Below are 23,200 nucleotides of genomic sequence, written 5' to 3' on the forward strand. Positions count from 1 at the left end.
CCGACGCAAACAGGATATTATGACAACTTATACCTCAAACCAGACAAAGCATGAGTTTTAGCTCCAATCCCCAAGGCGGGCCTATTTTCAGCATCAAGATGGCGATGGGCAGCAATACCGAAAATCCATTGCACACCCATCCCAATGGACAGCTGATCATGACGCAATATGGCTCCGTCACTCTGCAAACCGACCAGGGCTACTGGATGGTGCCGCCGCTGTGCGCCGTCTGGGTGCCGGTGGGTATCCGCCACCGTGCCCGCGCTGACGATCAGGCCCTGATTCATTTCCTGTACATACAGCCCGGTCTTGATGAACTGCCCGATCATTGCAGCACCCTGGACCTGAGCCCCATGGTGCGCGAGATGATCATTCATTTAAGCGATCTGAACCCCCATTACGAGCCGAACAGCCAAACTCACCGCCTGGCCCTGGTGCTGCTGGAAACCCTGAATCAGATGCCCACACGCCAGCTACATGTGCCCGTGCCCGAGGACAAAGTTTTGCAAACGATTGCGCAACATATGCTGCAGCAACCCGACTCGCGTCCCACTATGGCCGACTGGGCAAAAGAACTGGCCATGAGTGAGCGCACCCTGGCCCGACATATGCTAAAACACACAGGGATGAGCTTCGGGCGCTGGCGGCAACAATTCATGATTATGCTGGCCCTGCAAAAACTGGGTTCGGGAATGTCCGTAAAGAGCACGGCCAGGGAATTGGGTTACACCTCTATCAGTGCCTTTATTACCGTTTTCAAATCTATTTTGGGCGAAACCCCTAGCCGTTACTTAAGCCAGACCCATTCTTCTTAAGTTTCCACTACCCTCACCACACGCATCCATGTCTTCCACACACCTGTCCCGCCCCGGATATCTGCAGCGCTTATTGAGTTGGTTCCAGATTTCTCACATGTCGGCGGGGCTTATTGCCGTGCTGGTGGGCTATACCAGTTCTGCTGCCATTGTTTTTCAAGCCGCTCAAGCAGCCGGTGCCAACACCGCCGAGCTGGGCTCCTGGATGTGGTCTTTGGGTATTGGTCTGGGTCTGCTGTCCGCAGGCCTGTCGCTGCGCTACAAGATTCCGATTCTGACCGCCTGGTCCACACCCGGCGCGGCGCTGCTGGCCACGGGTCTGGTGGGCCTGCCCATGTCCCAGGCCGTGGGCATTTTCCTGTTTTCATCCCTGCTGACCACTATCTGTGGCCTTAGCGGCAGCTTTCAGAAGCTGATGCAGTACATGCCGCGCAGCATTGCCGGTGCCATGCTGGGCGGCATCTTGCTGCGCTTTGGCCTGGACCTGTTTGGTGCCATGCAGACCCAATGGCTGCTATGCCTGAGCATGTTCATTGTGTTCCTGGTGGTGCGTCAATGGTCGCCCCGCTACGCCGTGCCTCTGGCGCTGGTCGCCGGTGTCACGATTGCCGCCACGCAAGGCTTGCTGAAAATGGAAATTCTGAGCTGGACGCCCGCCACGCCGGTGCTGGTCTGGCCCGAGTTCTCCTGGACAGCGCTGATTGGTGTGGGCATTCCCTTTTTCATCGTCACCATGAGCTCGCAGAACATTCCGGGCGTGGCAGTGTTGAAGGCGCATAACTACGATGCGCCCAACTCCACCGTCATCAGCTGGACCGGGATTGTCGGCCTGATCTTTGGCCCCTTCGGTGGCTATGCCTACAATCTGGCCGCCATTAGCGCCGCCCTGTGCATGACCCCGGAAGTGGACGCAGACCCACGTCAGCGTTACCGCGCCAGTGTCTGGGCCGGAATTTTCTACTTTGCCGCCGGTATTTTTGGTGCCACCGTGGTCAGCCTGTTCGCGGCCTTCCCCACCGAGCTGATCGCCGCCATTGCCGGTCTGGCCTTGCTGGGCACCATAGGCAACAGCATTCACATGGCGCTGGAAGCGCCTGATACCCGTGACGCCGCTCTGGTCACCTTCCTGACCACCGCTTCGGGCATGAGCCTGCTCAATATCGGCAGCGCTTTCTGGGGTCTGGTTTTCGGTATGGCTATGTATCTGATTCAGAAACGAAAAGTGTCCTGATCCCGCCATTCCCCCGACGTCTGTTCAAGACGGCAAACAAGCCTCACATTTGCTTGCTTTGCCGTCTTTTTCATTTGGCACACTAAAGGCGTGACCACTTTTCTTTCACGGAGGTGCTTCATGCCTGCTTTATCTCAAGCCCAACAAAAAGCTGCCGGAGCGGCACTGGCAGCGAAACGGGGCGAAACGCCCCCATCCAGCCTGAAAGGGGCGTCCATAGAAATGTATAAAACCCTGAGTGAAGGGGAACTGGAAGAGCTGGCCAGTACCGACAGGCCGCGCCGCAACCTGCCTGAACGCAAGACCTGATCAGACAGCCAGCACGCGCACGCCGCTTTGCTCAAAGGCTTGATGCAAACGCTGCGCAAATTCGGCCGCGCCCGCCTGATCCCCATGCAGGCACAAGGTATCAGCCGACAAAGGCACCGTTTTACCCGACAGACTGGTAACGGTGCCCTGCTCTATCATCTGCATTACTTGCTTCACGGACTGATCGGCATCAGTAATCATGGCCCCGGCCTGCTGACGCGGAGTCAGACTGCCATCGTCCTGATAGCTGCGGTCGGCAAACACCTCTTGGGCCACCGTCAGACCTGCATCACGACCGGCCTGCACCTGAACACTGCCTGCCAGCGCATACAGAATCAGACTGCGATCAATATCGGCCACCGCCTGGGCAATGGCTTTTGCCAGTGTCGCATCGCGGGCGGCCATATTGTAGAGAGCACCATGTGCCTTGACGTGATGCAGGGCGGCACCCTGCGTGCGGGCAACGGCAGCCAAGGCCCCCACCTGCACCACCACCATGTCATAGACCTGCTCGGGGGTCACCGCCATCACCCGACGGCCAAAACCAGCCAGATCGGGCAAACCGGGGTGGGCACCCAGCTTCACGCCATGTTTCAGTGCCAAAGCCACCGTCTGGCGCATGGTGCCCGGATCTCCGGCATGAAAACCACAGGCGATATTCACCGACGTCACCCACGGAATCACCTGCTCGTCATGGCCCATGACCCAGGGGCCAAAACTCTCGCCCATGTCGCAGTTCAAATCAATACTCAAGCTCATGGAGTTCCCTCTGATAATCCATCCAACCTGCCAGCGGCCTGGGCAATACAACGCCGGAACCACAGCAGCTCTGCCGCATTATGCGTGCGCGGATGCCACAGCTGGTAAAAACGCATCAGTGGAAAATGAACCGGGCAAGGCAGAACCGTAATCGGCAGAATGCGGGCATAGTACTCGGCAAACTGGCGGTTAGTGGTAAACACCATGTCCGTGCGACTCAAAATACCCGGCACCAGGCCGAAATACGGCACCACCATCTGTACCTGACGGCTGATGCCCTGCTCGGCCAGACAACCGTCAATAAAGCCGCGTTTGTCCGTCACGTGGGCTGAAGGGGCCAGATGCGGCATTTCCAGATAATGCTGCAAGGACAGCCCGCGCTGTGCCAGCGGATGATGACGGCCCAGCATACAGACCACCTCGTCATCAAACAGGCGCGCCAGATGCAGCTTTTCCGGGGGCTCCAGCCAGTTGCCGATCACCACGTCCAGTTCGCCCTCTTCCAGGGCCTGCACATAGTCCAGGTCCGGGTTGATGGTATGGACCACCAGCCGGGCCTGCGGCGCCTGACGACGCACCCGCTCCGCAATATCCGGGATGAAGGCTCCATCCAGATAATCCGGTGCGCCCAGATTGAAAACCCGGGTAGACTGACTGGGATCCATGGGCTCTGCCGCGGCAGAAATTCGCTCGATAGCTTGCAGGGCTTCCGTGGCATGTGCCAGCAAAAAAGGGCCACGCTCGGTAGGCACCATTCCCTTTTTACCGCGCAACAAAATCGGATCGCCCGTGATTTCGCGCAAGCGCCGCAAGGCATTGCTGACGGCTGGCTGGGACATGCCCAAGCGGATAGCCGTACGCGAGACGCTGTGCTCCTTGAGCAGCGACTGCAACACCCGCAGCAAATGTAGGTCTAGTTGTTCTCGTAATTTTGGCATGGTCTAAATAATACAAGCGCTGGCCCGCGCCGTTGATCCGTGTAGACACTCATACGCCTATATAGTGAACATCATTCCAAGCGAATGTTCGCGTCCTAAGCAAATGCTATCTTCGATCCGTAAAAAACCAGTCGAGTGAGATCATGGAGACAAGACCAATTCGTTTTATTTATCGCGGCGAAGTACAGGAAGTGGCTCAGGCCCCCACCACGCGAACCGTTTTACAGTATATACGTGAGGATCTGCACTGCACCGGCACCAAAGAAGGCTGTGCCGAGGGTGACTGCGGCGCCTGCACGGTCATGATTGGCGAACTGGACCAGAACAATCAACTGCAATTGCGTGCCGTGAACGCCTGTATCCAGCTGCTGCCTACGCTGGACGGCAAGGTGCTCTACACCATTGAGGATCTGCGTCAGGACGATGGCACCCTGCACCCCGTGCAACAGGCCATGGTGGACTGGCACGGTGCCCAATGTGGCTTTTGTACGCCCGGCTTCATCATGTCGCTGTGGGGCCTGTACATGAAGCATTCGCCCGAAGACGGCCCGGTTTCCCGAGAACAGATCGACGATGTGCTCTCGGGCAATCTGTGCCGCTGTACCGGCTACCGCCCCATTATTGATGCCGCCAAGGCCATGCACAGCTATCCGGCTGTCAGCATGGATCGCCAATCCATTGAAGACAAGCTGCGTGCCATTCGTCAGGACGGCATGCTGGCCTACGAATACCAGGGCCAGACCTTTCACGCCCCCCGCACACTGGACCAATTGGCCCAGTTGCGCGAGCAATATCCGCAAGCCCGCATTCTGGCTGGCAGCACCGATATTGGCCTGTGGGTGACCAAGCAATTCCGCGATTTGCCGCATCTGATTTATATCGGTCAGGTGGCCGAGCTGCGCGAGCTGAAAACCACCGAGGACGATCTTTACATCGGCGCAGGCGTACTGCTGAACGACGCGTTCGATGCCCTGATCAAAGACCACCCCGAATTGACGGAACTGCGCCAGCGCTTTGCCTCCTTCCCTATCCGCAACGCCGGGACCTTGGGTGGCAACGTGGCCAACGGCTCACCTATTGGCGACTCCATGCCCGGCCTGATTGCCATGCGTACCCGTGTGGTGCTGCGCAAAGGCGCCGTCGAGCGCGTCATGCCGTTGGAAGACCTGTATCTGGCCTATCAGAAGACCGCCATGGAACCAGGCGAATTCGTGCAAGGCCTGCTGGTCCCGCGCAACAAGGGCCAATGGCAATTCCGCACTTACAAGCTGTCCAAGCGTTTTGACCAGGACATTTCTGCCTTGTGCGCCGCCTTTGCGGTGGAACTGGATGGCAAAATCGTCAAACAGGCCCGCATCGCCTTTGGCGGCATGGCTGCCACCCCAAAACGGGCCAGCCACGCCGAGCAAGTGCTGCAAGGCCAGGAATGGAACGAGGAAAACGTACAAGCGGCCATGCAGGCGCTGCAACAGGACTACCAGGCCCTGAGCGACATGCGTGCCAGTAGCGAATACCGCAATCAGAGTGCGGCCAATTTGCTGTACCGCTTCTTCCTGGAAACCAACCCTGAACACGCTTTGAGTCCCGCCCAGTTGAATGTCTTTCACCGAGCTCAAGCCAGCCTGGAGACTTTGTGATGAAAATTGACAATATCGACCACCTGAACACCGCTACGGCTCAACGAGTCGGCGTGTCCTTTCTGCACGAGTCCGCAGACCTGCACGTTAGCGGCACCGCCACGTATACCGATGATTTGCCCGAATTGCAGGGCACAGCCCATATTGCGCTGGGCATGTCGGAAAAAGCCCATGCCCGTTTGCTGGAAGTAGATCTGGAAGCCGTCCGTCAGGCACCCGGCGTCATTGCGGTCCTGACCGTTGCCGACATTCCCGCCGCGAATAATTGCGGCCCAATTCTGCATGACGACCCGATTCTGGCCGATGGCGTGGTGCATTACTTTGGTCAGCCCATTTTTGCGGTGATCGCCAAATCCCACGACCAGGCACGCCGTGCCGCGCGTCTGGGCAAGATCACCTATGAAGAGTTGCCTGCCATCCTGACTCCGCAAGAGGCCAAGGCGGCCAACGCCGGTGTTCTGCCCTTGATGAGCCTGAAACAAGGTGACGCCAAGAAAGCACTGGAATCCGCTCCCCACCGCCTGCAAGGCACTTTCCAGTGCAATGGCCAGGAACAGTTTTACCTGGAAGGCCAGATTTCCTACGCCGTGCCCAAGGAATATGGTGCCGTGCATATCTGGTGCTCCACGCAGCACCCTTCGGAAATGCAGCAGCTGGTTGCCCACTGTCTGGGCGTTGGCGCGCACAAGGTACACGTAGAGTGCCGTCGCATGGGCGGCGGTTTCGGTGGCAAGGAGTCCCAATCGGCTCTGTACGCCTGCGTGGCCAGTGTGGCTGCCGTCAAGCTGCAACGCCCGATCAAGCTGCGCCTGGACCGCGACGACGACTTCATGATTACCGGCAAGCGTCACGGTTTCTACTACGAATACGATATTGGCTATGACGACGAAGGCCGCCTGCTGGGTGCCCGTCTGGACATGACAGCCAACTCGGGTTTTTCCGCCGATTTGTCCGGCCCCGTGGCAACCCGCGCCATCTGTCACTTTGACAATGCCTACTACCTGTCTGATGTAGACATGAGCGCGCTGTGCGGCCGTACCAATACCCAATCCAACACTGCCTTCCGAGGCTTTGGTGGCCCGCAAGGGGCCTTGGTGATGGAAGTGGCGCTGGACACGATTGCCCGCCGTCTGGGCAAAGATCCGCTGGATGTACGCCGCATCAACTTCTACGGTAAAGAAGACCGCAATGTGACGCCTTACGACCAGACCGTGGTCGATAACGTCATTCACGAACTGGTGGCCGAGCTGGAAGAAACCAGCGAATACCGTCAGCGTCGTGAGCAGATCCGTAAATTCAATGCCAGCAGCCCGGTTCTGAAAAAGGGCCTGGCGCTGACTCCGGTGAAATTCGGTATTTCCTTTAACGTGCCCGCCTTTAACCAGGCCGGTGCGCTGGTCCATGTGTATCGCGACGGTACCGTCCTGGTGAACCACGGTGGCACAGAAATGGGCCAGGGTCTGAACACCAAGGTTGCCCAGGTGGTTGCTCATGAACTGGGCCTGAATCTGGAGCACATCCGGGTCACGGCAACCGATACCACCAAAGTGGCCAACACCTCGGCCACAGCAGCGTCCACAGGTACGGACTTGAACGGTAAAGCCGCCCAGGATGCGGCCTACCAGATTCGCCAGCGCCTGACGACGGTGGCGGCCCAGTTATTCTCGGTTGAAGAATCCAGCGTGAAGTTCGAGCGTGGCCAGGTCGAGATCGGTGACCAGACCATGCCCTTCTTCCAACTGGTGGAACACGCCTACCAGGCCCGCGTCCAGCTGTGGTCCGATGGCTTTTACGCTACCCCCGGCCTGCACTGGGACTCCAAAGTCATGAAGGGCAACCCCTTCTACTACTTCTCCTACGGGGCTGCCGTGGCTGAAGTGCTGATCGACACGCTGACCGGGGAATCCCGCCTTCTGCGTGCCGACGTGCTGCACGATGTGGGCAAATCCATCAATCCGGCCCTGGATATTGGTCAGGTTGAGGGTGCCTTTATTCAAGGCATGGGCTGGCTGACGACCGAAGAGCTGGTGTGGAATGCCCAAGGCAAGCTCACCACGCATGCGCCGTCAACCTACAAGATCCCGGCCATCAGCGACTGCCCCATGGACTTCCGCGTCAATCTGTTCGATGGCCGCAACGCCATGGATTCGATTCATCGCTCCAAGGCGGTGGGCGAGCCTCCCTTGCTGCTGCCGTTCTGCGTCTTTAACGCGATACGTGATGCAGTGGCCAGTGTCGGCAACTATCAGATCGAACCCGTGCTGAACGCGCCTGCCACCGCAGAAGCCGTCATGCGGGCTGTTGCCACTATTCGCAAAGCGAAATGAGCAGCTGGCCCTCTCTTGCCCTCGCCCGCATAAAAGCGGGCGAGCGGCTGGTTTTGTGCTCGGTGGCCTTGGCCAAAGGCTCCACTCCGCGCACCGCGGGCACGGCCATGCTGTTCAGTCAAACTGAGCAGTGGCTGACCATTGGTGGCGGGCACCTGGAGTGGGTGGCAGCGGAACAGGCACGTGTCATGCTCAGCCAGTCCTCCGGCCCCGGCTGGAGCATGAGCCGTCTGCCGCTGGGCCCCAGTCTGGGCCAGTGTTGCGGCGGGGTCGTTACCTTGCTGTACGAAACCCTGGGTGAGGAAGATCTGAGCTGGCTGGAAGAACTGGACAGCGCTGTGCGGGCCGGCCAGGCAACCAGCCGCCGTTCGCAACTGCTGTCGGACGGCAGCAAGCAGGTGGACATCCAAAGCCCTTCGATTGTGGACGAATCCCGGCTGGACTACGACGGTTCACAAGGCATCTGGATGGAAGACCTGCCGCCTCCACCGCTAACCATTCTGCTGTTTGGGGCTGGTCACGTGGGCGAGGCACTGGTGCAGATTCTGGGCACCCTGCCATGCCGGGTTCTGTGGATTGACGAGCGCCCCGAGCTGTTTCCCGCTCAGGTGCCCAGCAATGTCAGCCTGGAAATTACCGACATCCCCGATGCCCTGATTGAACAAGCTCCAACCAATAGCTATTTTCTGGTGATGACGCATAATCACGGCCTCGATCTGGCGCTGTGCCAAAAGATCTTGCGCCGCCCCGATACGGCCTATGTGGGCCTGATCGGTTCCATGACCAAACGCCGTCAATTCGAGCGCCGTCTGCAACAACGCGGCATGCCCGAATCCCGCATTCAGGAACTGGTCTGCCCCATTGGCGTGCCAGGTATCAAGGGCAAGGCCCCTTCGATTATTGCCGTGGCTGTCGCCGCCGAATTGCTGGCCCACGCCTATGAAATGGGCCAGCTCAGTCGCTGATGCGACCTCGACTTCAAGGACACTATGACTACCTCTTTACACTCCGCCTGCGCCTACCGTGCCCAACTGCTGTACTTTGTGGCGGACCCAGCCACGCTGGAAGATCCTTCCGAAGCCGTGCGCTATCACAGTGACGGTCTGTTGCTGGTGAACGAACAGGGCCAGATTCAGGCCTGTGGCGACTGGTCCGAACTGTCGTGCAAGCTGCCTGCCGGCACAAAGACCGTGGATCTGAGCGGGAAAATCATCATGCCGGGCATGATCGACACCCACCTGCACTTTCCACAAACCGACATTATTGCCTCCCCCTCCAGCGGCCTGCTGCCCTGGCTGGAAACCTATACCTTCCCGACTGAAGGCCGTTTTGGCGATAGCGAACATGCCCGCGAAGTGGCTGGCGTGTTTCTGGACGAACTGCTGCGCAACGGCACCACCACCGCCCTGGTCTACGGCAGTGTGCACCGTCAATCCGTGGATGCCTTCTTTGAAGAAAGCCACGAGCGCAATCTGCGCATGATTGCGGGCAAGGTGATGATGGATCGCAACTGTCCGGACTATCTGCAAGATACCGCCGAGTCGGGTGCTCGTGATTCAGAAGACCTGATCAAGCGCTGGCACGGCAAGGGTCGCCAACTGTACGCACTGACACCCCGTTTTGCACCCACCTCCACCCCGGAGCAATTGGCCGCCTGTGGTGAACTGGCCCGCGCCTACCCCGATGTGTTTCTGCAAACCCACGTGGCAGAAAACAAGGACGAGATCAAATGGGTAAGCGAACTGTTCCCCAAGAACCGCAGCTATCTGGACGTATACGACAGCTTTGGTCTGCTGCGCCCCCGCGCCATCTACGGCCACAGTATCTGGCTGGATGAGCAGGACCGCGCCCGCATGCACGAGACCGGCAGTATCGCGGCCCACTGCCCTACCTCCAACCTGTTCCTGGCCTCCGGCCTGTTCGACTTCCAGTCCATCCGCCAAAGCAAGGTGCTTCATACCCTGGCCACCGATGTGGGCGGCGGTACATCTTTCTCCATGCTGCGCACCATGAACGAAGCGCACAAGGTTGCCCGTCTGAACAACTACCATCTGACCGCCGCCTCCATGTTCTACATGGCTACCGAAGGGGCGGCCCGTGCACTGGACATGCAAGGTCAAATCGGCACGCTGGCCCCCGGTGCCGAGGCAGACTTTATCGTGATGGACCCCAAGGCCACCCCTTTGATGGCCCGCCGCAGCACCATGCTGAACTCGCTGGAAGAGCAATTGTTCATGCTGGCCCTGCTGGGTGACGATCGCTGCATTCAAGCCAGCTACAGCGCAGGCCGCTGCGTGCATCAGCGCGATCACTAAGCACAACTAATGCCGGTTCCTGGCGGTAATTTCAATCATTAAAACCACCGCCAGGGACTCTTTTCTGCCTGCCCCAAAAAGCATCTGCACGCGTTTTTCGATTTCACGCGGATTTTACGGTGCCAGCGATACATTGATCCCGTCAGTAGGGAGCCAGCCCCGGCCCCCTCCTCTTCTTGGCGAGATTTGATTATGTCCGGCACATCAACACTGGTGCAACGCAACTCCCTGTTCTACCTGCTGACGCAGGTGGTGGGCGTGACTTTTTTGTTTCTCTGGCTGGCCAGCCTGACTCAAGACTGGTCCCCGCTCAATCCCTTGTTGGCATCCAGCCAGCAACCTGGCCATATGGCCCATGAAATGAAAGAGGCTCAAGGTCTGCTGACCGGCCTGATTGCCGCCGCTGGTTTATTCCTGGCTGCCTGGAAACTGCGTCAGCTGCGTGGACAGGAGGCCTTGCCTGGCAAACGCATTCTGCTGCTGGGCACCAGCCTGTTCCTGGCCGTGCCTTTGCTGCTGCTGCTGTTGCAACACTCCATTGCCTCCCCTGGCCTGGAATCGCTGTATCGCCAGATGCCCGAGATCAAACCCTTGCTGGAAGTAGGTGCCGTCGTCGCCGTAGGCGCTGGTTTGCTGCATCTGTACTTTGCCGGTTGGGCCCTGAATCAGGCCCGTCTGCGCTGGGGCGGCCTGCTGGCCGGTTTGCTCTGCGCCTTTTTGCTGGGCCTGCTGGAAGCGGATCAGGAGCGTATCAATCTGACTCAGGTGTTTGCCTCACTGGCAATTGTCTGGCTCTTGGGCAGCATCGCCTTCTACCCCTTGATCGTGAACCCCAAACGCTGGTCGGCCTCGCATAGCGAACGCGCCACCGTTGCCGAGGCCTGGGAACATCTGGCCAGCATCCAGGTACAACGTCGCCGTACCCTAGGTGTGTTTGGTGGCCTGATGGTCGTGATTCTGCCTTTCTTCGCCTCCACCTGGGCTGCCGACTCGCTGGTCTTTCAATTCACCCGCATGGCCGGTCTGGGTCTGGTCCTGATTGCCGTCCTGGGCCGCTGCTGGTGCATGTTGTACCTGGGCGGTCATAAAGGCTCCAGCCTGATCAGCCAAGGCCCCTACTCCATCAGTCGCAACCCGCTGTACCTGTTTTCCCTCTGTGCTGTCACCGGCATGGGCGCACTGTCCGGCAGCCTGCTGCTTGGCCCCGTACTGGCCCTGTTTGTCTACGCCGTCTTCAATAATGTGATCGACGAAGAGCAGGTTCTGCTGCAAAAAGTCTTTGGCCAGGACTATCAGGACTACTGTCAGCGCGTACCCCGTCTGGCCCCACGCCTGAGCCTGTGGAACAGCCCGAACGAGCTGCAAGTGTCCCTGACTGGATTGGCCCGCACCTTGCGCGATGCCTTGCCCTATTTCCTGATCTGGCCCGTCTTTGCCCTGGCACAGTGGTTGCAGATTAATGGCTGGGTACCCGTACTTCTGCGTCTACCCTGATTGCCCCCAAGTGCAGTAAGCTGAACAAGAACTGTCCCAACCCTGTGGAACAAGCTGTCATGCGTGTCCTGATTGTTGAAAACGATACAACCATTGCCGAAAACCTTTATACCTATCTGGAGCTGAAAGGCTTTGCGGTCGATGCCGCCTACGACGGCAATGGTGCGCTGACACTGCTGCAAGAACAGGATTTTGATGCGCTGGTGCTGGATCTGGGCCTGCCCGGTCTGGATGGCTTTGGTGTCCTCCAGGCCCTGCGCCAGTCCAATCAGACGCCCATCCCCACGTTGGTGCTGACGGCCCGCAGCCAGCTGGAAAGCAAGCTCACCGCCTTTGACCTGGGGGCGGACGACTATCTGATCAAACCCTTTGCCCTGGCCGAAGTCGAGGCCCGGCTACGCGCCCTGATGCGTCGTGGCCCGCCGCAAGTGCAACACGGTTCGCTGCATTGGGGCAGCCTGGAATACAACCTGGATACGGCGCTGGTCAGCGTAAGCGGTCAGGAGCTGCACCTGAGCTTCAAAGCCCGTCAGTTGCTGGAAGCCCTGTTACGCGACCCGCAAGCCATTCTGACGCGCCGCTCACTGGAAAAAACACTGTGGCCTCAAGGTGCACCGTCGCCAGAAGCCTTGCGCAGTCAAATCCATATCTTGCGCCGCGCCTTGTCCGAGGCCGGTGCGGGCACCATTGAAACCCTGCCCGGCATGGGCTGGCGTTTGCAACAGGAGAGCTAAGGGATGGCCAAAGCCCTGCGCCGCAGCCGCTTCATGAGTACCCTCACCCAGCGTGTATCCTGGGCCCTGACCCTGATTGCCGCCTTGCTGGTCATCATTATGGGCGGGCTGGCCTACGTAGCCTTTGCGCGCATGGAAGACGAGATGGTCAATGCCATGCTGGTCTCCTACGCCCGCAATCCCACTCTTTTGCCCGACAGCGCCTACGACCGCAGCGAAGCCCTGGGTGCAGAACTGGACAGCTATTGGTTCCTGCCAGGCCAAGCCCTGGACAACCTACCTGAATTTGCCCGTGTTCCCAAACCGGGCATTTACGAATTCCATATAGGCAGTGACACCTGGCACGTGCTGCGGCAGGACAAGGAGCAAGGCCAGCTGTATCTGGTGTATCGCGCTACCCCTCACGAAGACCGGGTACGCGAGTTTGGCCTGATTCTGCTCCTGATCGGTTCTGCCACAATTTTGCTGGTGTTTTTGCTCGGACGCCGGGTCGCTCGCCACGCCGTGGCCCCCATGCTGACCCTGTCCCGTCACCTGGAAAACTGGGCACCGGGCCGCTCCGGCCTGCCAGAACATCAAGACGATGAAGCAGGACGCCTGATCCGGGCTTTTAATCGCATGCAGGAGCAAGTGGAAGAACTGCTGACCCATGAACGCGAGTTCGCCGCTAATCTAGGCCATGAACTACGTACAGGGCTGACCGCCATACGCAGCGATTGCGAGCTTTTACTGCTGCAACTGCCCGAGGGCCCACAACAACAGCGCCTGCAACGCATGATGGTCCACGCCGATGCCGTCACCGCCAGTCTGGATGCCGCAGAAAGTCTGGCCTATACCGCAGAGCGCCATGTGCGCGAGGTGGAAGTTCACGAGCTGGCCCAACAAACCTGGCAGGCCGTCGCCCTGCTGGATGCAGATAGCCACAAAGTCCGCTGGAGCAACCAGGTGCCCGACACCTTGCTCTACCCCCTGGACCCCTATGCCCTGTCCATGTTGCTGCGCATCCTGATGCGCAACGCCATCGACCACGCCGCACCCTGCAAGCTGCAACTAAGCTGGATTGCCCCCTCGGTCCTGGCTTTGCAAGACGACGGCCCCGGCATCGCCAAGCAAGATCAAATCCTGATTTTTGAGCGTCACTTCAGCCAGGGCAAACAACTGGCAACGGGGCTGCGTGAAGAAGGCCATAGAGGTATAGGTCTGGCACTGGCACGCCAACTGGCGCTGGCTCAAGGCTGGAGTTTGAGCGTGCAAAGTGGGCCGAATGGCAAAGGCTGTGTGTTCAAGCTGGATCTGGATCCGTCCTGATATCCCCATCCTGATCTCCTGAAGCAGCAAGGTCATCTGCACTAACAGCAGCGCCCAGAGTCACAAAAACTCAGACAGGCAAGCCCAAAGAACCAGTCAGCTTTTATCGACAGAAGCGTCCAAGCTCTGAAAAAACATTTCAAAAGGCTGGGCAATGGGTACAAAAAAACCCGGTCTTTTCAGACCGGGTTTTTTATCTTGCCCAAGCAGACCAGCTAAAGACTTACTGGCTTTCCAGGAAGCTCTTCAGTTTGTCGGCACGGCTAGGATGACGCAGTTTGCGCAAAGCCTTGGCTTCTATTTGACGAATACGCTCACGCGTTACGTCAAACTGCTTGCCCACCTCTTCCAGAGTCTGGTCGGTGCTCATCTCGATACCGAAACGCATGCGCAGCACTTTGGCTTCGCGTGGCGTCAGGGAATCCAGGACATCCTTGACCACGTCGCGCATGGAACCGTGCAAAGCGGAATCCGATGGCGAAACAGTGTTGTTGTCCTCGATGAAATCGCCCAAGTGGGAATCGTCATCGTCACCGATAGGCGTTTCCATGGAGATAGGCTCTTTGGCGATCTTCAGGATCTTGCGAACCTTGTCCTCGGGCATGTCCATCTTCTGGGCCAGGGTTGCGGGATCGGGCTCGACGCCGGTTTCCTGCAGGATCTGACGATTGATACGGTTCATCTTGTTGATCGTCTCGATCATGTGAACCGGAATACGAATCGTGCGGGCCTGGTCAGCGATCGAACGCGTAATAGCCTGACGAATCCACCACGTTGCGTACGTGGAGAATTTGTAGCCGCGACGGTATTCGAACTTGTCCACTGCCTTCATCAAGCCGATATTGCCTTCCTGAATCAGATCCAGGAACTGCAAGCCACGGTTGGTGTACTTCTTGGCAATGGAGATCACCAGACGCAAGTTGGCCTCGGTCATTTCGCGCTTGGCTTTACGTGCCTTGGCTTCGCCCGTGGTCATGCGTTTGTTGACTTCCTTCAGGTCCTTCAAAGGCAGCACAACGCTGGTTTGCAGGTCGATCAGTTTCTGCTGAACTTCCTGAATTGCCGGAATATGACGTTCCAGAATGGAGCTGTAAGCGTGGCCAGCAGCCACTTCCTGCACCACCCACTCCAGATTGGTTTCGTTGCCTGGGAAAGCCTTGATGAAGTGTGCACGTGGCATATCAGCACGATCCACACAGATGGTCAGGATTTCGCGCTCGTGCTGACGCACGATGGCAACCTGCTCACGCATGGTGTCGGCCAGCTTTTCCACCATCTTGGCGGTAAAGCGAATGCCCATGAATTCGTTCAGGATGGTTTCCTGAGCTTGGACATAGCCTGCGCTCTTGTAGCCTTCGGACTCGAAGGACACGCGCATCTTGTCAAACCACTCGCCAATAATGTCGAATTTCTTGAGCGACTTGTTGCGCAGGTATTCAATCTGCTTGCTGCTCATGCCGCCGGCTGGACCTTCGTCCTCGTCGTCAGCGGTGACACCGGAACCGGCGTACTCTTCGCCATCATCGTCGACCAGACCGTCAACCACTTCGTCGATCTGCATGACGCCTTCGCGTACACGCTGAACGTAGGCCAGGATCTCGTTAACGGTGGTTGGGCACGCGGCAATCGCCATCACCATGTGCTTCAGACCGTCTTCGATACGCTTGGCGATTTCAATTTCGCCTTCGCGGGTCAGCAGTTCCACCGAACCCATTTCGCGCATGTACATACGCACAGGGTCAGTCGTGCGACCGAAGTCGGAATCCACGGTAGTCAGAGCGGCTTCAGCTTCGTCCTCGACGTCGTCGTCGCTGGATGCCATGGGCGCGTTATCGCTCATGAGCAAGGTATCAGCGTCGGGAGCCTGGTCGTAAACCGAAATACCCATGTCACTGAAGGTGCCGATAATGCCATCAATGGCTTCGACATCCACCAGATCATCAGGCAGGTGGTCGTTGATTTCACTGTAGGTCAGGTAACCGCGATCCTTGCCCAGCTTGATCAGCGCCTTGAGGCGATTGCGGCGGGCTTCCTGCTCTTCGGGGCTCAGTTGACCACGTACACCGAATACGTCTTTTTCGGCTTTGGCGCGCTTGGCACCACGCTTGGCCACCGGCTTGAGATCAGGAATGACCTCTTCTTCGCCCATTTCGTCGTCATCGACAAAGTCAATACCGTCGTTATTGGCATTTTTTGCGGGACGTCCACGGCGACCGCCGGTAGCGGCTTTAGCGGCCGTTTTCTTGGCAGCCGCTTTTTTGGCTACCGTTTTTTTCGCAGCAGCCTTTTTAGCGGCTTTCTTGGCAGGCGCTGCGCCTGGCTCTCCACTTTCGTGAAGTTCATCGAGCTCTACCGAGCTTGATGCCCCTGATTTTGCTGTCGCGGCCAAGGTTTTCTTAGCAGACCGAGAGACCGTCGTCGAGGTTTTACCAGTCGTTTGAGTCATATTTTCTTCCATAGACGCCATTTACCCCTGTGGCACTAAATATGTAGCCACCGAGTCGTACAGGCAAGAGCCTGATGATGAGCGTGTCCATAACCGGCTTGCTCCTGGGCGTGTTGCGCGAGCGAACCCTAAGTCATTTAATCCCTGGCTCATGGGCTCAAGGCATAAGGTGGTTCACAATCCGCTAACCCGCCGCATTTGCTCGCGTACCAGTTTTAACCCCCTGGCCGGCCACAAACACAACACATAACCCAATATTTTACTTCACTTGCCGAGTATAAGCAGCATTCAACAAAGCAATACGGCGTGTCAATTCTTGATAACGCTGTCGTTGTTCGGGCTCTTGCAAGCCCGTGGCCACCAATGCCGACTGCTCTGCCTTGATCGCATCCAGCTCGATGCGATGCAGCGCATCCCGCCATTCGCCTTGGGGATCGGGCAATTCTTCTTCGCCTAGGAGCTCCGTGGCCAGCGCTTCAAGCACGGGGGCCAGGTCGGACTCGGGGTCCACGGCCTCCAGCAAAGCGCCTGCGTGACGCGCCGAGCTGATATTGCTTAAGGCAATCAGCTCTTGCACTAAACGTAAGTGGGGACTTTGCGCCAAAATTTCAAGTTGTTGATCGCCCAGCCCGCCCACCAAGGTGGGATGCCCAATGAGCAAGCGCAGCAAACGCTTGGCCATCGGGGTCACGGCACGGCTGCCACCTACAACAGCGCGCTCGGTCCGTTGGCGATTATTCTTGCCTTTGCCACGAGCGGCGGCAGGCCGCTCCTGGTATTGTTCGGGCTGCGAATGCCAGTCCGGTTCGTCCTGCCAGCCTTCCATCGGCAGACTGTCGGCAAACGAGCCGTCAAAGCCGTCCTCAAACGGCTCCATGCCCTCCGAAGATGGCGCAGGCTGCACCGGCACGGGTGGCCGGGCAACCAAACCATCCTGGGCCGGAGGCGTGTCGACAACGGGCCGACGCGCGGGCTCGACCGTGCTTAGACGTTGTGCCAGCTCGTCCGGCGTCAGCAGCACCATGCGGGCAAATTCATGCTGAATCTGCACTTTCAAGGTGCTGTCGGCCAGTTCCAGCAGCAAAGGCAAAGCCTCGTGCACGCAGGCCGCGCGGCCTTCGGCCTCGTCCATGCGATGGCGGGCCGCCAGTTCGTCCAGGAAGAAGCGCGATAAAGCAGCGGCTTCCTGAGCCTGCTCGCGAAACGCGGCAGCACCGTGTTCACGAACAAAAGAATCGGGGTCGTGGTTATCCGCCAGGAACATGAAGCGGATGGATACATCGTCACGAACCAGAGGCAAGCAAGTATTCAAGGCACGCCAGGCGGCCTTGCGCCCTGCCCCGTCACCATCAAAGCAGAACACCAGCCTGTCGCTGGCGCGCATCAATTTGGTGATGTGGTATTCGGTTGTCGCGGTGCCCAAAGTCGCCACGGCATTGTGCAAGCCATGTTGCGACAGCGCCACCACGTCCATATAACCTTCAACAATCAGGACAAAGCCTTCTTTGCGTATGCCCTGACGTCCTTCCCACAAGCCGTACAGCTCGTGTCCCTTGGAAAACAGCGTGGTTTCCGGCGAGTTCAGGTACTTGGGTTCGCCTTTTTCGATCAGACGGCCACCAAAGCCAATAATATGGCCCTTAGTACTGCGGATCGGAAACATGACGCGCGAACGGAAACGGTCGTAGCGACGACCATCTTCGGACTCAATCACCAGGCCGGACTCAACCAGTTGCTTGTCTTCGTACTGCGGAAATACAGCCGATAGCCCACGTCGCTCCGTGCCTGTCCAGCCTAGGCCGAAACGGGCAGCCGTCTCCCCATCCAGGCCACGACGTTTTAAATAGTCGATAGCAATGGGAGATTGTTTTAGCTGACGTAAGTAATGCCCCTGTGCCGTCTCAAGAATATGATGCTGGCGCGACAGTTCGTCTTTACGACGGGCATCGGCAGCACGTTGGCGTGGGGTGCGATCTGCTTCGGGCACAGTCATTCCGACGGAACCAGCTAAGCTGCGTACCGCCTCGGGGAATGAAGCCCCTGTGTGTTCCATCAGGAACGAGATAGCCGATCCGTGAGCGCCACAACCGAAGCAATGGTAAAACTGCTTGGTGGGACTGACTGTAAATGAAGGGGATTTTTCGTTGTGAAAAGGGCACAGGCCAAGCAAGTTGGCCCCGCCTTTACGCAACTGCACATATCGCCCGACGACATCTACGACGTCGACACGGGCGAGCAGTTCCTGAACAAAAGATTCAGGGATCAATACAAGCGTGGAGGCAGTTGCTGGCTGCGGATGCGTTTGTAGTGACGCTTCACGGCGGCAGCGTGCTTGCGCTTGCGCTCAGCCGTTGGCTTTTCGTAGAATTCGCGCGAACGCAGCTCGGTCAACAGACCGGTTTTTTCAATAGTGCGTTTGAAGCGGCGCAGAGCAACTTCAAAGGGTTCGTTTTCTTTCAGGCGAACAATGGACATGTAATCCCTGACCTTTGTAAAAAGAGTTAGCGTAACAGATAGCCCAATATGGTAGCACGATTGCAGGCATACACCAAGCAAGGCGCAATTAGGCTATCCACCAATTATCTGAATGCCAGCGATCAAGCCTGGCCAGTACCCTTACGGATCCAGGCGTCCAGCTGATGAGGGCGAATGCTATCGTAGTCCTCAAAAGGCTGATGAATCCAGGGATTTGTGGGCAACTTGGACACGTAGTAGTCTGGGTCGACCTGGGCGTGGCCTTTCCACCACAAAACGGCGGTTTTCAGCTCGGTGATCGCGGGAAACTGCGCACGCAAGTGATCGCGTACACGCATAAAAGTCTTGCCCGTATCGACCATATCATCGACCAGCAGCACATTGCCATCCAGGGTGCCACGGGTAATGGTGATGTATTGCGCAATATCCAGATCGCCCTGTTCGGTACCGGCGGCTTCGCGATAGCTGCTGGTGGCCAAAATACCCAGGGGTACATCATAGATGCGCGAAATAACGTCTCCCACTCTCATGCCGCCTCGGGCCAGGCAAACAATTTTGTCGAATTTCCAGCCTGATTCGTGAATGCTCAGGGCCAATTGCTCAATCAGGCGATTGTATTGTTCCCAGGAAACCCATTCATCAGTATCGCTATTTGGGGGCAGACTCATATGTATTCCAGATATAAATGCACTAGCTGCGCTTTGGTACCTGCAAAACAAGAGTCTGGTAGGCCAACGCAGCGTCCAGAACGACAAAGCGGCCCTTCAGGCCGCTCTGTACGCACCGTACAACGGTGCAAGGCATTATACCGCGATAAATCGCTTATTTGGTAAACGGATCGCGCAATACGATGGTTTCGTTGCGATCTGGCCCTGTGGAAACCATGTCGATAGGCACATCGCACAGTTCAGCAATGCGTTCCAGGTAACGACGAGCGTTGATTGGCAGCTTGTCGTAGTCGGTCACGCCTACGGTGGACTCGGTCCAGCCGGGCATCTCTTCCAGAACAGGCTCGGCTTCGGCAACCGCGTGTGCGCCGTAGGGAAGCACGTCCAGGAACTCGCCCTTGTAGCGGTAACCCACACCAATCTTGATCTGCTCAACGCCGTCCAGCACGTCCAGCTTGGTGATGCACAGACCGGAAATACCGTTGATCATGACCGAGCGCTTCATGGCAGCCGCATCAAACCAGCCACAACGACGGGGACGGCCAGTTACGGAACCGAATTCCTTGCCCACGGTAGCCAGACGCATGCCGGTATCATCCAGCAATTCGGTCGGGAATGGACCCGAACCCACGCGAGTGGTGTAGGACTTGGCGATACCCAGCACGTAGCTCAGTTCCTGAGGACCAACACCCGAACCTGCGGAAGCAGCACCGGACAAGCAGTTGCTGCTGGTGACGAAGGGGTATGTACCGTGGTCAATATCCAACAGTGCGCCTTGGGCGCCTTCAAACAGGAGCTTTTGCCCTGCTTTCTTGGCCTGGTACAGGTTGTTGGACACGTCAGCCACCATAGGAGCCAGCTGTTCAGCGTGCTTCATGGCCAGATCACGAACCTGCTCGGCGGAGACGGCTTCGGCGCCCAGGTACTGGGTCAGCACGAAGTTGTGGTAATCCAGTGCTTCGGACAGTTTTTCGTCGAAGATTTCGGGATCGTACAGGTCCTGAACACGCAGGGCACGGCGTGCCACTTTGTCTTCGTAGGCTGGGCCAATACCGCGGCCGGTCGTACCAATCTTGCCGTCGCCTTTACGCTTTTCACGAGCCTGGTCCACAGCAATGTGGTAAGGCAGGATCAGCGGGCAAGCAGGCGAGATCTGCAGGCGCGAACGCACGTCCAGACCAGCGGCTTCCAGCTCTGCAATTTCAGTCAACAGGGCTTCAGGCGACAGCACCACGCCATTGCCAATGTAGCAAGTGACGTGCTCGTGCATGATGCCCGACGGAATCAGACGCAGAATTGTCTTCTTGCCATTAATCCACAATGTATGGCCAGCGTTATGCCCACCCTGGAAACGAACCACGCCATGCGCGGACTCGGCCAGCCAGTCGACGATCTTGCCTTTGCCTTCGTCACCCCACTGGGTGCCAATCACCACAAGGTTTTTGCTCATGTCTAGTATCAGAATAAAGGAGGCCGGCACGGTGCCGGACCGATAACAATCACCAACGCTACAAGCCGTCTGGCTTACAGCGCCCTAACTTGCCACTGACCGTCCGACGAGACCAACTCGCGGTCGATCACGAATTCATCCAGATTCAGCTCCTGACCGGGCAGCATCTGAATCACAATTTCACCGTTTTGACGCAGCCGCTTGACCGCTGCAATCAGGGCCGCATCGCTGCCCCAGGGAGCACGTACGGCACGGGCTGCCTGGGCCGGAGCCAAGCCAGCCGAGAGTTTGCGCAAATCCAGGCTGAAGCCGGTTGCAGGCCGGGCACGGCCATACATGCGGCCAATGCCATCAAAGCGTCCGCCCTTGACCAGGGCATCGTGCCAGCCTTCGGCGTAGACCGAAAAGATCAGGCCCGAATGGTAGGCATAACCGCTACCGATGTCGGCCAGGTCCACCGTAATCTCGTGGCCGGGCAAGGCATCAATAAAGCTGCGCAGGCTGCCCAGGGCTTCGCGCACTTCGGGCTCGTCCGGCAGAACACTGCGGGCACGCTCCAGCACGCTGCCATCGCCGTACAGCGAGGTCAAAGCCAGCAGATAACGGGTGGTTTCAGGCAAACAGCCCGATTCACGCCCCAGGGCGCGCAGGCCCGACACATCCTTGGCGTTCAGAAGCTCACACACTTCTGCTACGCGGGTTTTCAAAATAGGATCGCGCTCGATCAGGAAGCGCCCCAGATCGGGGTAGTTCAAGTCCAGGCGAGGATGATGCACCCCTGCCCGACCCACGCTTTCCAGCGCCAGTTGCACGACTTCCAGATCGGATTCGATACCGGCATGGCCGAAAATTTCCGCGCCGATCTGCAGCAATTCACGATCCGACAGCAAACCAGCCGGACGGGCATGCAGGACCGAACCACAGTAGCAAAGCCGAGTCACGCCTTCGCGGTTAAGCAAGTGAGCATCAATACGTGCTACCTGGGGGGTCATGTCGGCGCGTACGCCCATGGTACGACCCGAGATTTGATCGACGACTTTGCTGGTACGCAGATTCAGATCTGTGCCAGAAACCGCTTGCAGGGATTCCAGATACTCCACCAGGGGCGGAGCTACCAGTTCGAACCCGTAAGTACGATACAAGTCTAGCAAATCGCGGCGCAGCTCTTCGATGCGGCGCGCCTCTGCAGGCAAGATATCAGCCAGGCTCTCTGGCAACAACCAATTGGACATACTCGTGCCTCGGACTACTTATAAACGAAAGTTCCAGCCAAACAAAAAGCGACTTGGGGCCTGTAAGCCGCCTAAGTCGCATGCGAAGTGGTGTTAGTAACTTACACGCTAGTATAAACGATCAGGGCCGCGGGTGGAACACCCAACGGCCCTAAGTTCTCTAGCGGGGATCAGTTCGCAGGTGCTGCGGGTGATCCTTGCTTGCCCCAATACTTGAAGAAATCAGAGTCAGGGCTGATGACCAGTGTATCGGTCTGTTTGCTGAAAGCACTGCGGTAGGCTTCCAGGCTGCGGTAGAAACGGTAGAACTCGGGGTTCTTGCCATAGCTATCGGAGTAAATGGCGGCGGCTTCACCATCACCCTGACCACGAATGGCCTGGGCCTGAGCGTAAGCGTCGGCCAGCAACTCTTCACGCTGACGTTCGGCTTCGGCACGGATACGCTCACTTTCAGCAGCACCGGTTGCACGCAAACGGTTGGCTTCTTGTGTACGTTCGGCTTCCATACGACGGTAAACCGATTCCGAAATCTCGGGAGCGAAGTCGATACGACGCAAACGCACGTCAATCACTTCCACACCCAAAGGACGGGCACGCGCTTCAACAGCGGTCAGCACTTCGCGCATGATGGCATCACGCTCGGTAGAAACCACTTCTTTCACCGTGCGTACGTTCACCGAGGCGTTCAGGGCGTCACGAATCTGGGCCTGCAATCGTTCCACAGCACCACGGTCCGTTGCGCCAAACGTCACGTAAAACAGGCGCGGATCGGAAATACGCCATTTGACGTAGGAGTCGATCAGCAGGTTTTTCTTTTCAGCCGTCTGAATACGCTCGGGATCCTTGGTTTCAATCGTCTGCAGACGCTTGTCCAGGAACACCACATTTTCAAAGGGTGGCGGCAGTTTGAAGTACAGGCCGGGGGTAGTAATGGTACCGCGCACTTCACCCAGGGCAAAAACCAGAGCCGCATCGCGCTCACGCACGATAAATACGGAAGACAGCAGCAAACCGACAATTACCGCCAGGGCCACCAGAGCAGGAAATAAACGTTGCATCAAG

19 protein-coding genes are annotated in these 23,200 nt (G+C 57.8%); 10 read left to right on the plus strand and 9 right to left on the minus strand.

The genetic code is table 11. The features are described 5' to 3' along the window. Nucleotides 1–50: 50 nt before the first annotated feature. The 3 genes from DUD43_RS11655 to DUD43_RS11665 all read left to right on the plus strand — a co-directional run bounded on the left by DUD43_RS11655 (nt 51) and on the right by DUD43_RS11665 (nt 2,355). Nucleotides 51–815: an AraC family transcriptional regulator gene (locus tag DUD43_RS11655; protein ID WP_153230416.1), complete on the plus strand. Its 765-nt coding sequence runs from the start codon at nt 51–53 to the stop codon at nt 813–815. Between the two features lie 28 nt (nt 816–843). Further along, a complete protein-coding gene (locus DUD43_RS11660; RefSeq protein ID WP_153230417.1) occupies nt 844–2,046 on the plus strand; it encodes a benzoate/H(+) symporter BenE family transporter in 1,203 nt (400 codons plus the stop codon). Nucleotides 2,047–2,166: 120 nt separating this feature from the next. Next, nucleotides 2,167–2,355: a DUF3008 family protein gene (locus DUD43_RS11665; protein ID WP_153230418.1), complete on the plus strand. Its 189-nt coding sequence runs from the start codon at nt 2,167–2,169 to the stop codon at nt 2,353–2,355. On the opposite strand, the gene DUD43_RS11670 is transcribed toward DUD43_RS11665, so the two are convergent. After that, nucleotides 2,356–3,114 carry a LamB/YcsF family protein gene (locus DUD43_RS11670; RefSeq protein ID WP_153230419.1) on the minus strand — a complete coding sequence of 253 codons (759 nt, stop codon included), beginning with the start codon at nt 3,112–3,114 and terminating at the stop codon, nt 2,356–2,358. Continuing rightward, complete coding sequence (locus DUD43_RS11675) at nt 3,111–4,052, minus strand: LysR family transcriptional regulator (protein WP_153230420.1); 942 nt, start codon at nt 4,050–4,052, stop codon at nt 3,111–3,113. The genes DUD43_RS11670 and DUD43_RS11675 overlap by 4 nt, the downstream gene beginning before the upstream one ends. Before the next feature lie 143 nt (nt 4,053–4,195). Here DUD43_RS11675 and xdhA point away from each other — a divergent pair, with 143 nt between their 5' ends. The 7 genes from xdhA to DUD43_RS11710 all read left to right on the plus strand — a co-directional run bounded on the left by xdhA (nt 4,196) and on the right by DUD43_RS11710 (nt 13,867). Continuing rightward, nucleotides 4,196–5,689: a xanthine dehydrogenase small subunit gene (xdhA, locus tag DUD43_RS11680; protein ID WP_153230421.1), complete on the plus strand. Its 1,494-nt coding sequence runs from the start codon at nt 4,196–4,198 to the stop codon at nt 5,687–5,689. Next, entirely contained in the window at nt 5,689–8,016 is a 2,328-nt protein-coding gene (gene xdhB / locus DUD43_RS11685) for a xanthine dehydrogenase molybdopterin binding subunit (RefSeq protein WP_153230422.1), read from the plus strand. The genes xdhA and xdhB overlap by 1 nt, the downstream gene beginning before the upstream one ends. After that, nucleotides 8,013–8,981 (plus strand): xanthine dehydrogenase accessory protein XdhC, encoded by a 969-nt coding sequence (xdhC, locus tag DUD43_RS11690; protein WP_153230423.1) that lies wholly within the window; start codon nt 8,013–8,015, stop codon nt 8,979–8,981. Before xdhB ends, xdhC begins: the two co-directional genes overlap by 4 nt. A gap of 24 nt (nt 8,982–9,005) precedes the next feature. Beyond that, nucleotides 9,006–10,331, plus strand: a complete 1,326-nt coding sequence (gene guaD / locus DUD43_RS11695; protein ID WP_153230424.1) for a guanine deaminase — start codon at nt 9,006–9,008, stop codon at nt 10,329–10,331. A 192-nt stretch (nt 10,332–10,523) separates the two neighbouring features. After that, nucleotides 10,524–11,825, plus strand: a complete 1,302-nt coding sequence (locus DUD43_RS11700) for a methyltransferase family protein (protein WP_153230425.1) — start codon at nt 10,524–10,526, stop codon at nt 11,823–11,825. 59 nt (nt 11,826–11,884) lie between these two features. After that, nucleotides 11,885–12,559, plus strand: coding sequence for a response regulator transcription factor (locus DUD43_RS11705; RefSeq protein ID WP_153230426.1), 675 nt, complete (start codon nt 11,885–11,887; stop codon nt 12,557–12,559). Between the two features lie 3 nt (nt 12,560–12,562). Further along, the gene (locus DUD43_RS11710) at nt 12,563–13,867 is read left to right on the plus strand and encodes a sensor histidine kinase (RefSeq protein ID WP_153230427.1); all 1,305 of its coding nucleotides are present in this window, start codon (nt 12,563–12,565) and stop codon (nt 13,865–13,867) included. A 223-nt stretch (nt 13,868–14,090) separates the two neighbouring features. On the opposite strand, the gene rpoD is transcribed toward DUD43_RS11710, so the two are convergent. The 7 genes from rpoD to hflC all read right to left on the minus strand — a co-directional run bounded on the left by rpoD (nt 14,091) and on the right by hflC (nt 23,196). Beyond that, on the minus strand, nt 14,091–16,313 hold the full coding sequence (rpoD, locus tag DUD43_RS11715; protein ID WP_153230428.1) for an RNA polymerase sigma factor RpoD: 2,223 nt from the start codon (nt 16,311–16,313) through the stop codon (nt 14,091–14,093). 259 nt (nt 16,314–16,572) lie between these two features. Then, nucleotides 16,573–18,579, minus strand: coding sequence for a DNA primase (dnaG, locus tag DUD43_RS11720; RefSeq protein WP_153230429.1), 2,007 nt, complete (start codon nt 18,577–18,579; stop codon nt 16,573–16,575). Further along, nucleotides 18,576–18,788 (minus strand): 30S ribosomal protein S21, encoded by a 213-nt coding sequence (gene rpsU, locus DUD43_RS11725; protein WP_003799344.1) that lies wholly within the window; start codon nt 18,786–18,788, stop codon nt 18,576–18,578. Before rpsU ends, dnaG begins: the two co-directional genes overlap by 4 nt. A gap of 122 nt (nt 18,789–18,910) precedes the next feature. Further along, on the minus strand, nt 18,911–19,456 hold the full coding sequence (locus tag DUD43_RS11730; protein ID WP_021446480.1) for a phosphoribosyltransferase: 546 nt from the start codon (nt 19,454–19,456) through the stop codon (nt 18,911–18,913). 154 nt (nt 19,457–19,610) lie between these two features. Further along, nucleotides 19,611–20,906, minus strand: coding sequence for an adenylosuccinate synthase (locus tag DUD43_RS11735; protein WP_009455867.1), 1,296 nt, complete (start codon nt 20,904–20,906; stop codon nt 19,611–19,613). Nucleotides 20,907–20,980: 74 nt separating this feature from the next. Then, a complete protein-coding gene (locus tag DUD43_RS11740; protein ID WP_153230430.1) occupies nt 20,981–22,138 on the minus strand; it encodes an ATP phosphoribosyltransferase regulatory subunit in 1,158 nt (385 codons plus the stop codon). Between the two features lie 170 nt (nt 22,139–22,308). Then, on the minus strand, nt 22,309–23,196 hold the full coding sequence (gene hflC, locus DUD43_RS11745) for a protease modulator HflC (protein ID WP_021446479.1): 888 nt from the start codon (nt 23,194–23,196) through the stop codon (nt 22,309–22,311). Nucleotides 23,197–23,200: the final 4 nt, after the last annotated feature.

This window comes from Alcaligenes faecalis, from assembly GCF_009497775.1.
GTDB classification, from domain to species: Bacteria; Pseudomonadota; Gammaproteobacteria; order Burkholderiales; family Burkholderiaceae_B; genus Alcaligenes; species Alcaligenes faecalis_D.

Coding starts and splice junctions, on each gene's coding strand:
- xdhA (WP_153230421.1), top strand. CDS start 4,196: ATGGAGACAAGACCAATTCGTTTTATTTATCGCGGCGAAGTACAGGAA.
- DUD43_RS11705 (WP_153230426.1), top strand. CDS start 11,885: ATGCGTGTCCTGATTGTTGAAAACGATACAACCATTGCCGAAAACCTT.
- DUD43_RS11660 (WP_153230417.1), top strand. CDS start 844: ATGTCTTCCACACACCTGTCCCGCCCCGGATATCTGCAGCGCTTATTG.
- DUD43_RS11670 (WP_153230419.1), bottom strand. CDS start 3,114: ATGAGCTTGAGTATTGATTTGAACTGCGACATGGGCGAGAGTTTTGGC.
- DUD43_RS11740 (WP_153230430.1), bottom strand. CDS start 22,138: ATGTCCAATTGGTTGTTGCCAGAGAGCCTGGCTGATATCTTGCCTGCA.
- DUD43_RS11665 (WP_153230418.1), top strand. CDS start 2,167: ATGCCTGCTTTATCTCAAGCCCAACAAAAAGCTGCCGGAGCGGCACTG.
- rpsU (WP_003799344.1), bottom strand. CDS start 18,788: ATGTCCATTGTTCGCCTGAAAGAAAACGAACCCTTTGAAGTTGCTCTG.
- guaD (WP_153230424.1), top strand. CDS start 9,006: ATGACTACCTCTTTACACTCCGCCTGCGCCTACCGTGCCCAACTGCTG.
- DUD43_RS11655 (WP_153230416.1), top strand. CDS start 51: ATGAGTTTTAGCTCCAATCCCCAAGGCGGGCCTATTTTCAGCATCAAG.
- xdhC (WP_153230423.1), top strand. CDS start 8,013: ATGAGCAGCTGGCCCTCTCTTGCCCTCGCCCGCATAAAAGCGGGCGAG.
- rpoD (WP_153230428.1), bottom strand. CDS start 16,313: ATGACTCAAACGACTGGTAAAACCTCGACGACGGTCTCTCGGTCTGCT.
- DUD43_RS11700 (WP_153230425.1), top strand. CDS start 10,524: ATGTCCGGCACATCAACACTGGTGCAACGCAACTCCCTGTTCTACCTG.
- hflC (WP_021446479.1), bottom strand. CDS start 23,196: ATGCAACGTTTATTTCCTGCTCTGGTGGCCCTGGCGGTAATTGTCGGT.
- xdhB (WP_153230422.1), top strand. CDS start 5,689: ATGAAAATTGACAATATCGACCACCTGAACACCGCTACGGCTCAACGA.
- DUD43_RS11710 (WP_153230427.1), top strand. CDS start 12,563: ATGGCCAAAGCCCTGCGCCGCAGCCGCTTCATGAGTACCCTCACCCAG.
- DUD43_RS11675 (WP_153230420.1), bottom strand. CDS start 4,052: ATGCCAAAATTACGAGAACAACTAGACCTACATTTGCTGCGGGTGTTG.
- DUD43_RS11730 (WP_021446480.1), bottom strand. CDS start 19,456: ATGAGTCTGCCCCCAAATAGCGATACTGATGAATGGGTTTCCTGGGAA.
- DUD43_RS11735 (WP_009455867.1), bottom strand. CDS start 20,906: ATGAGCAAAAACCTTGTGGTGATTGGCACCCAGTGGGGTGACGAAGGC.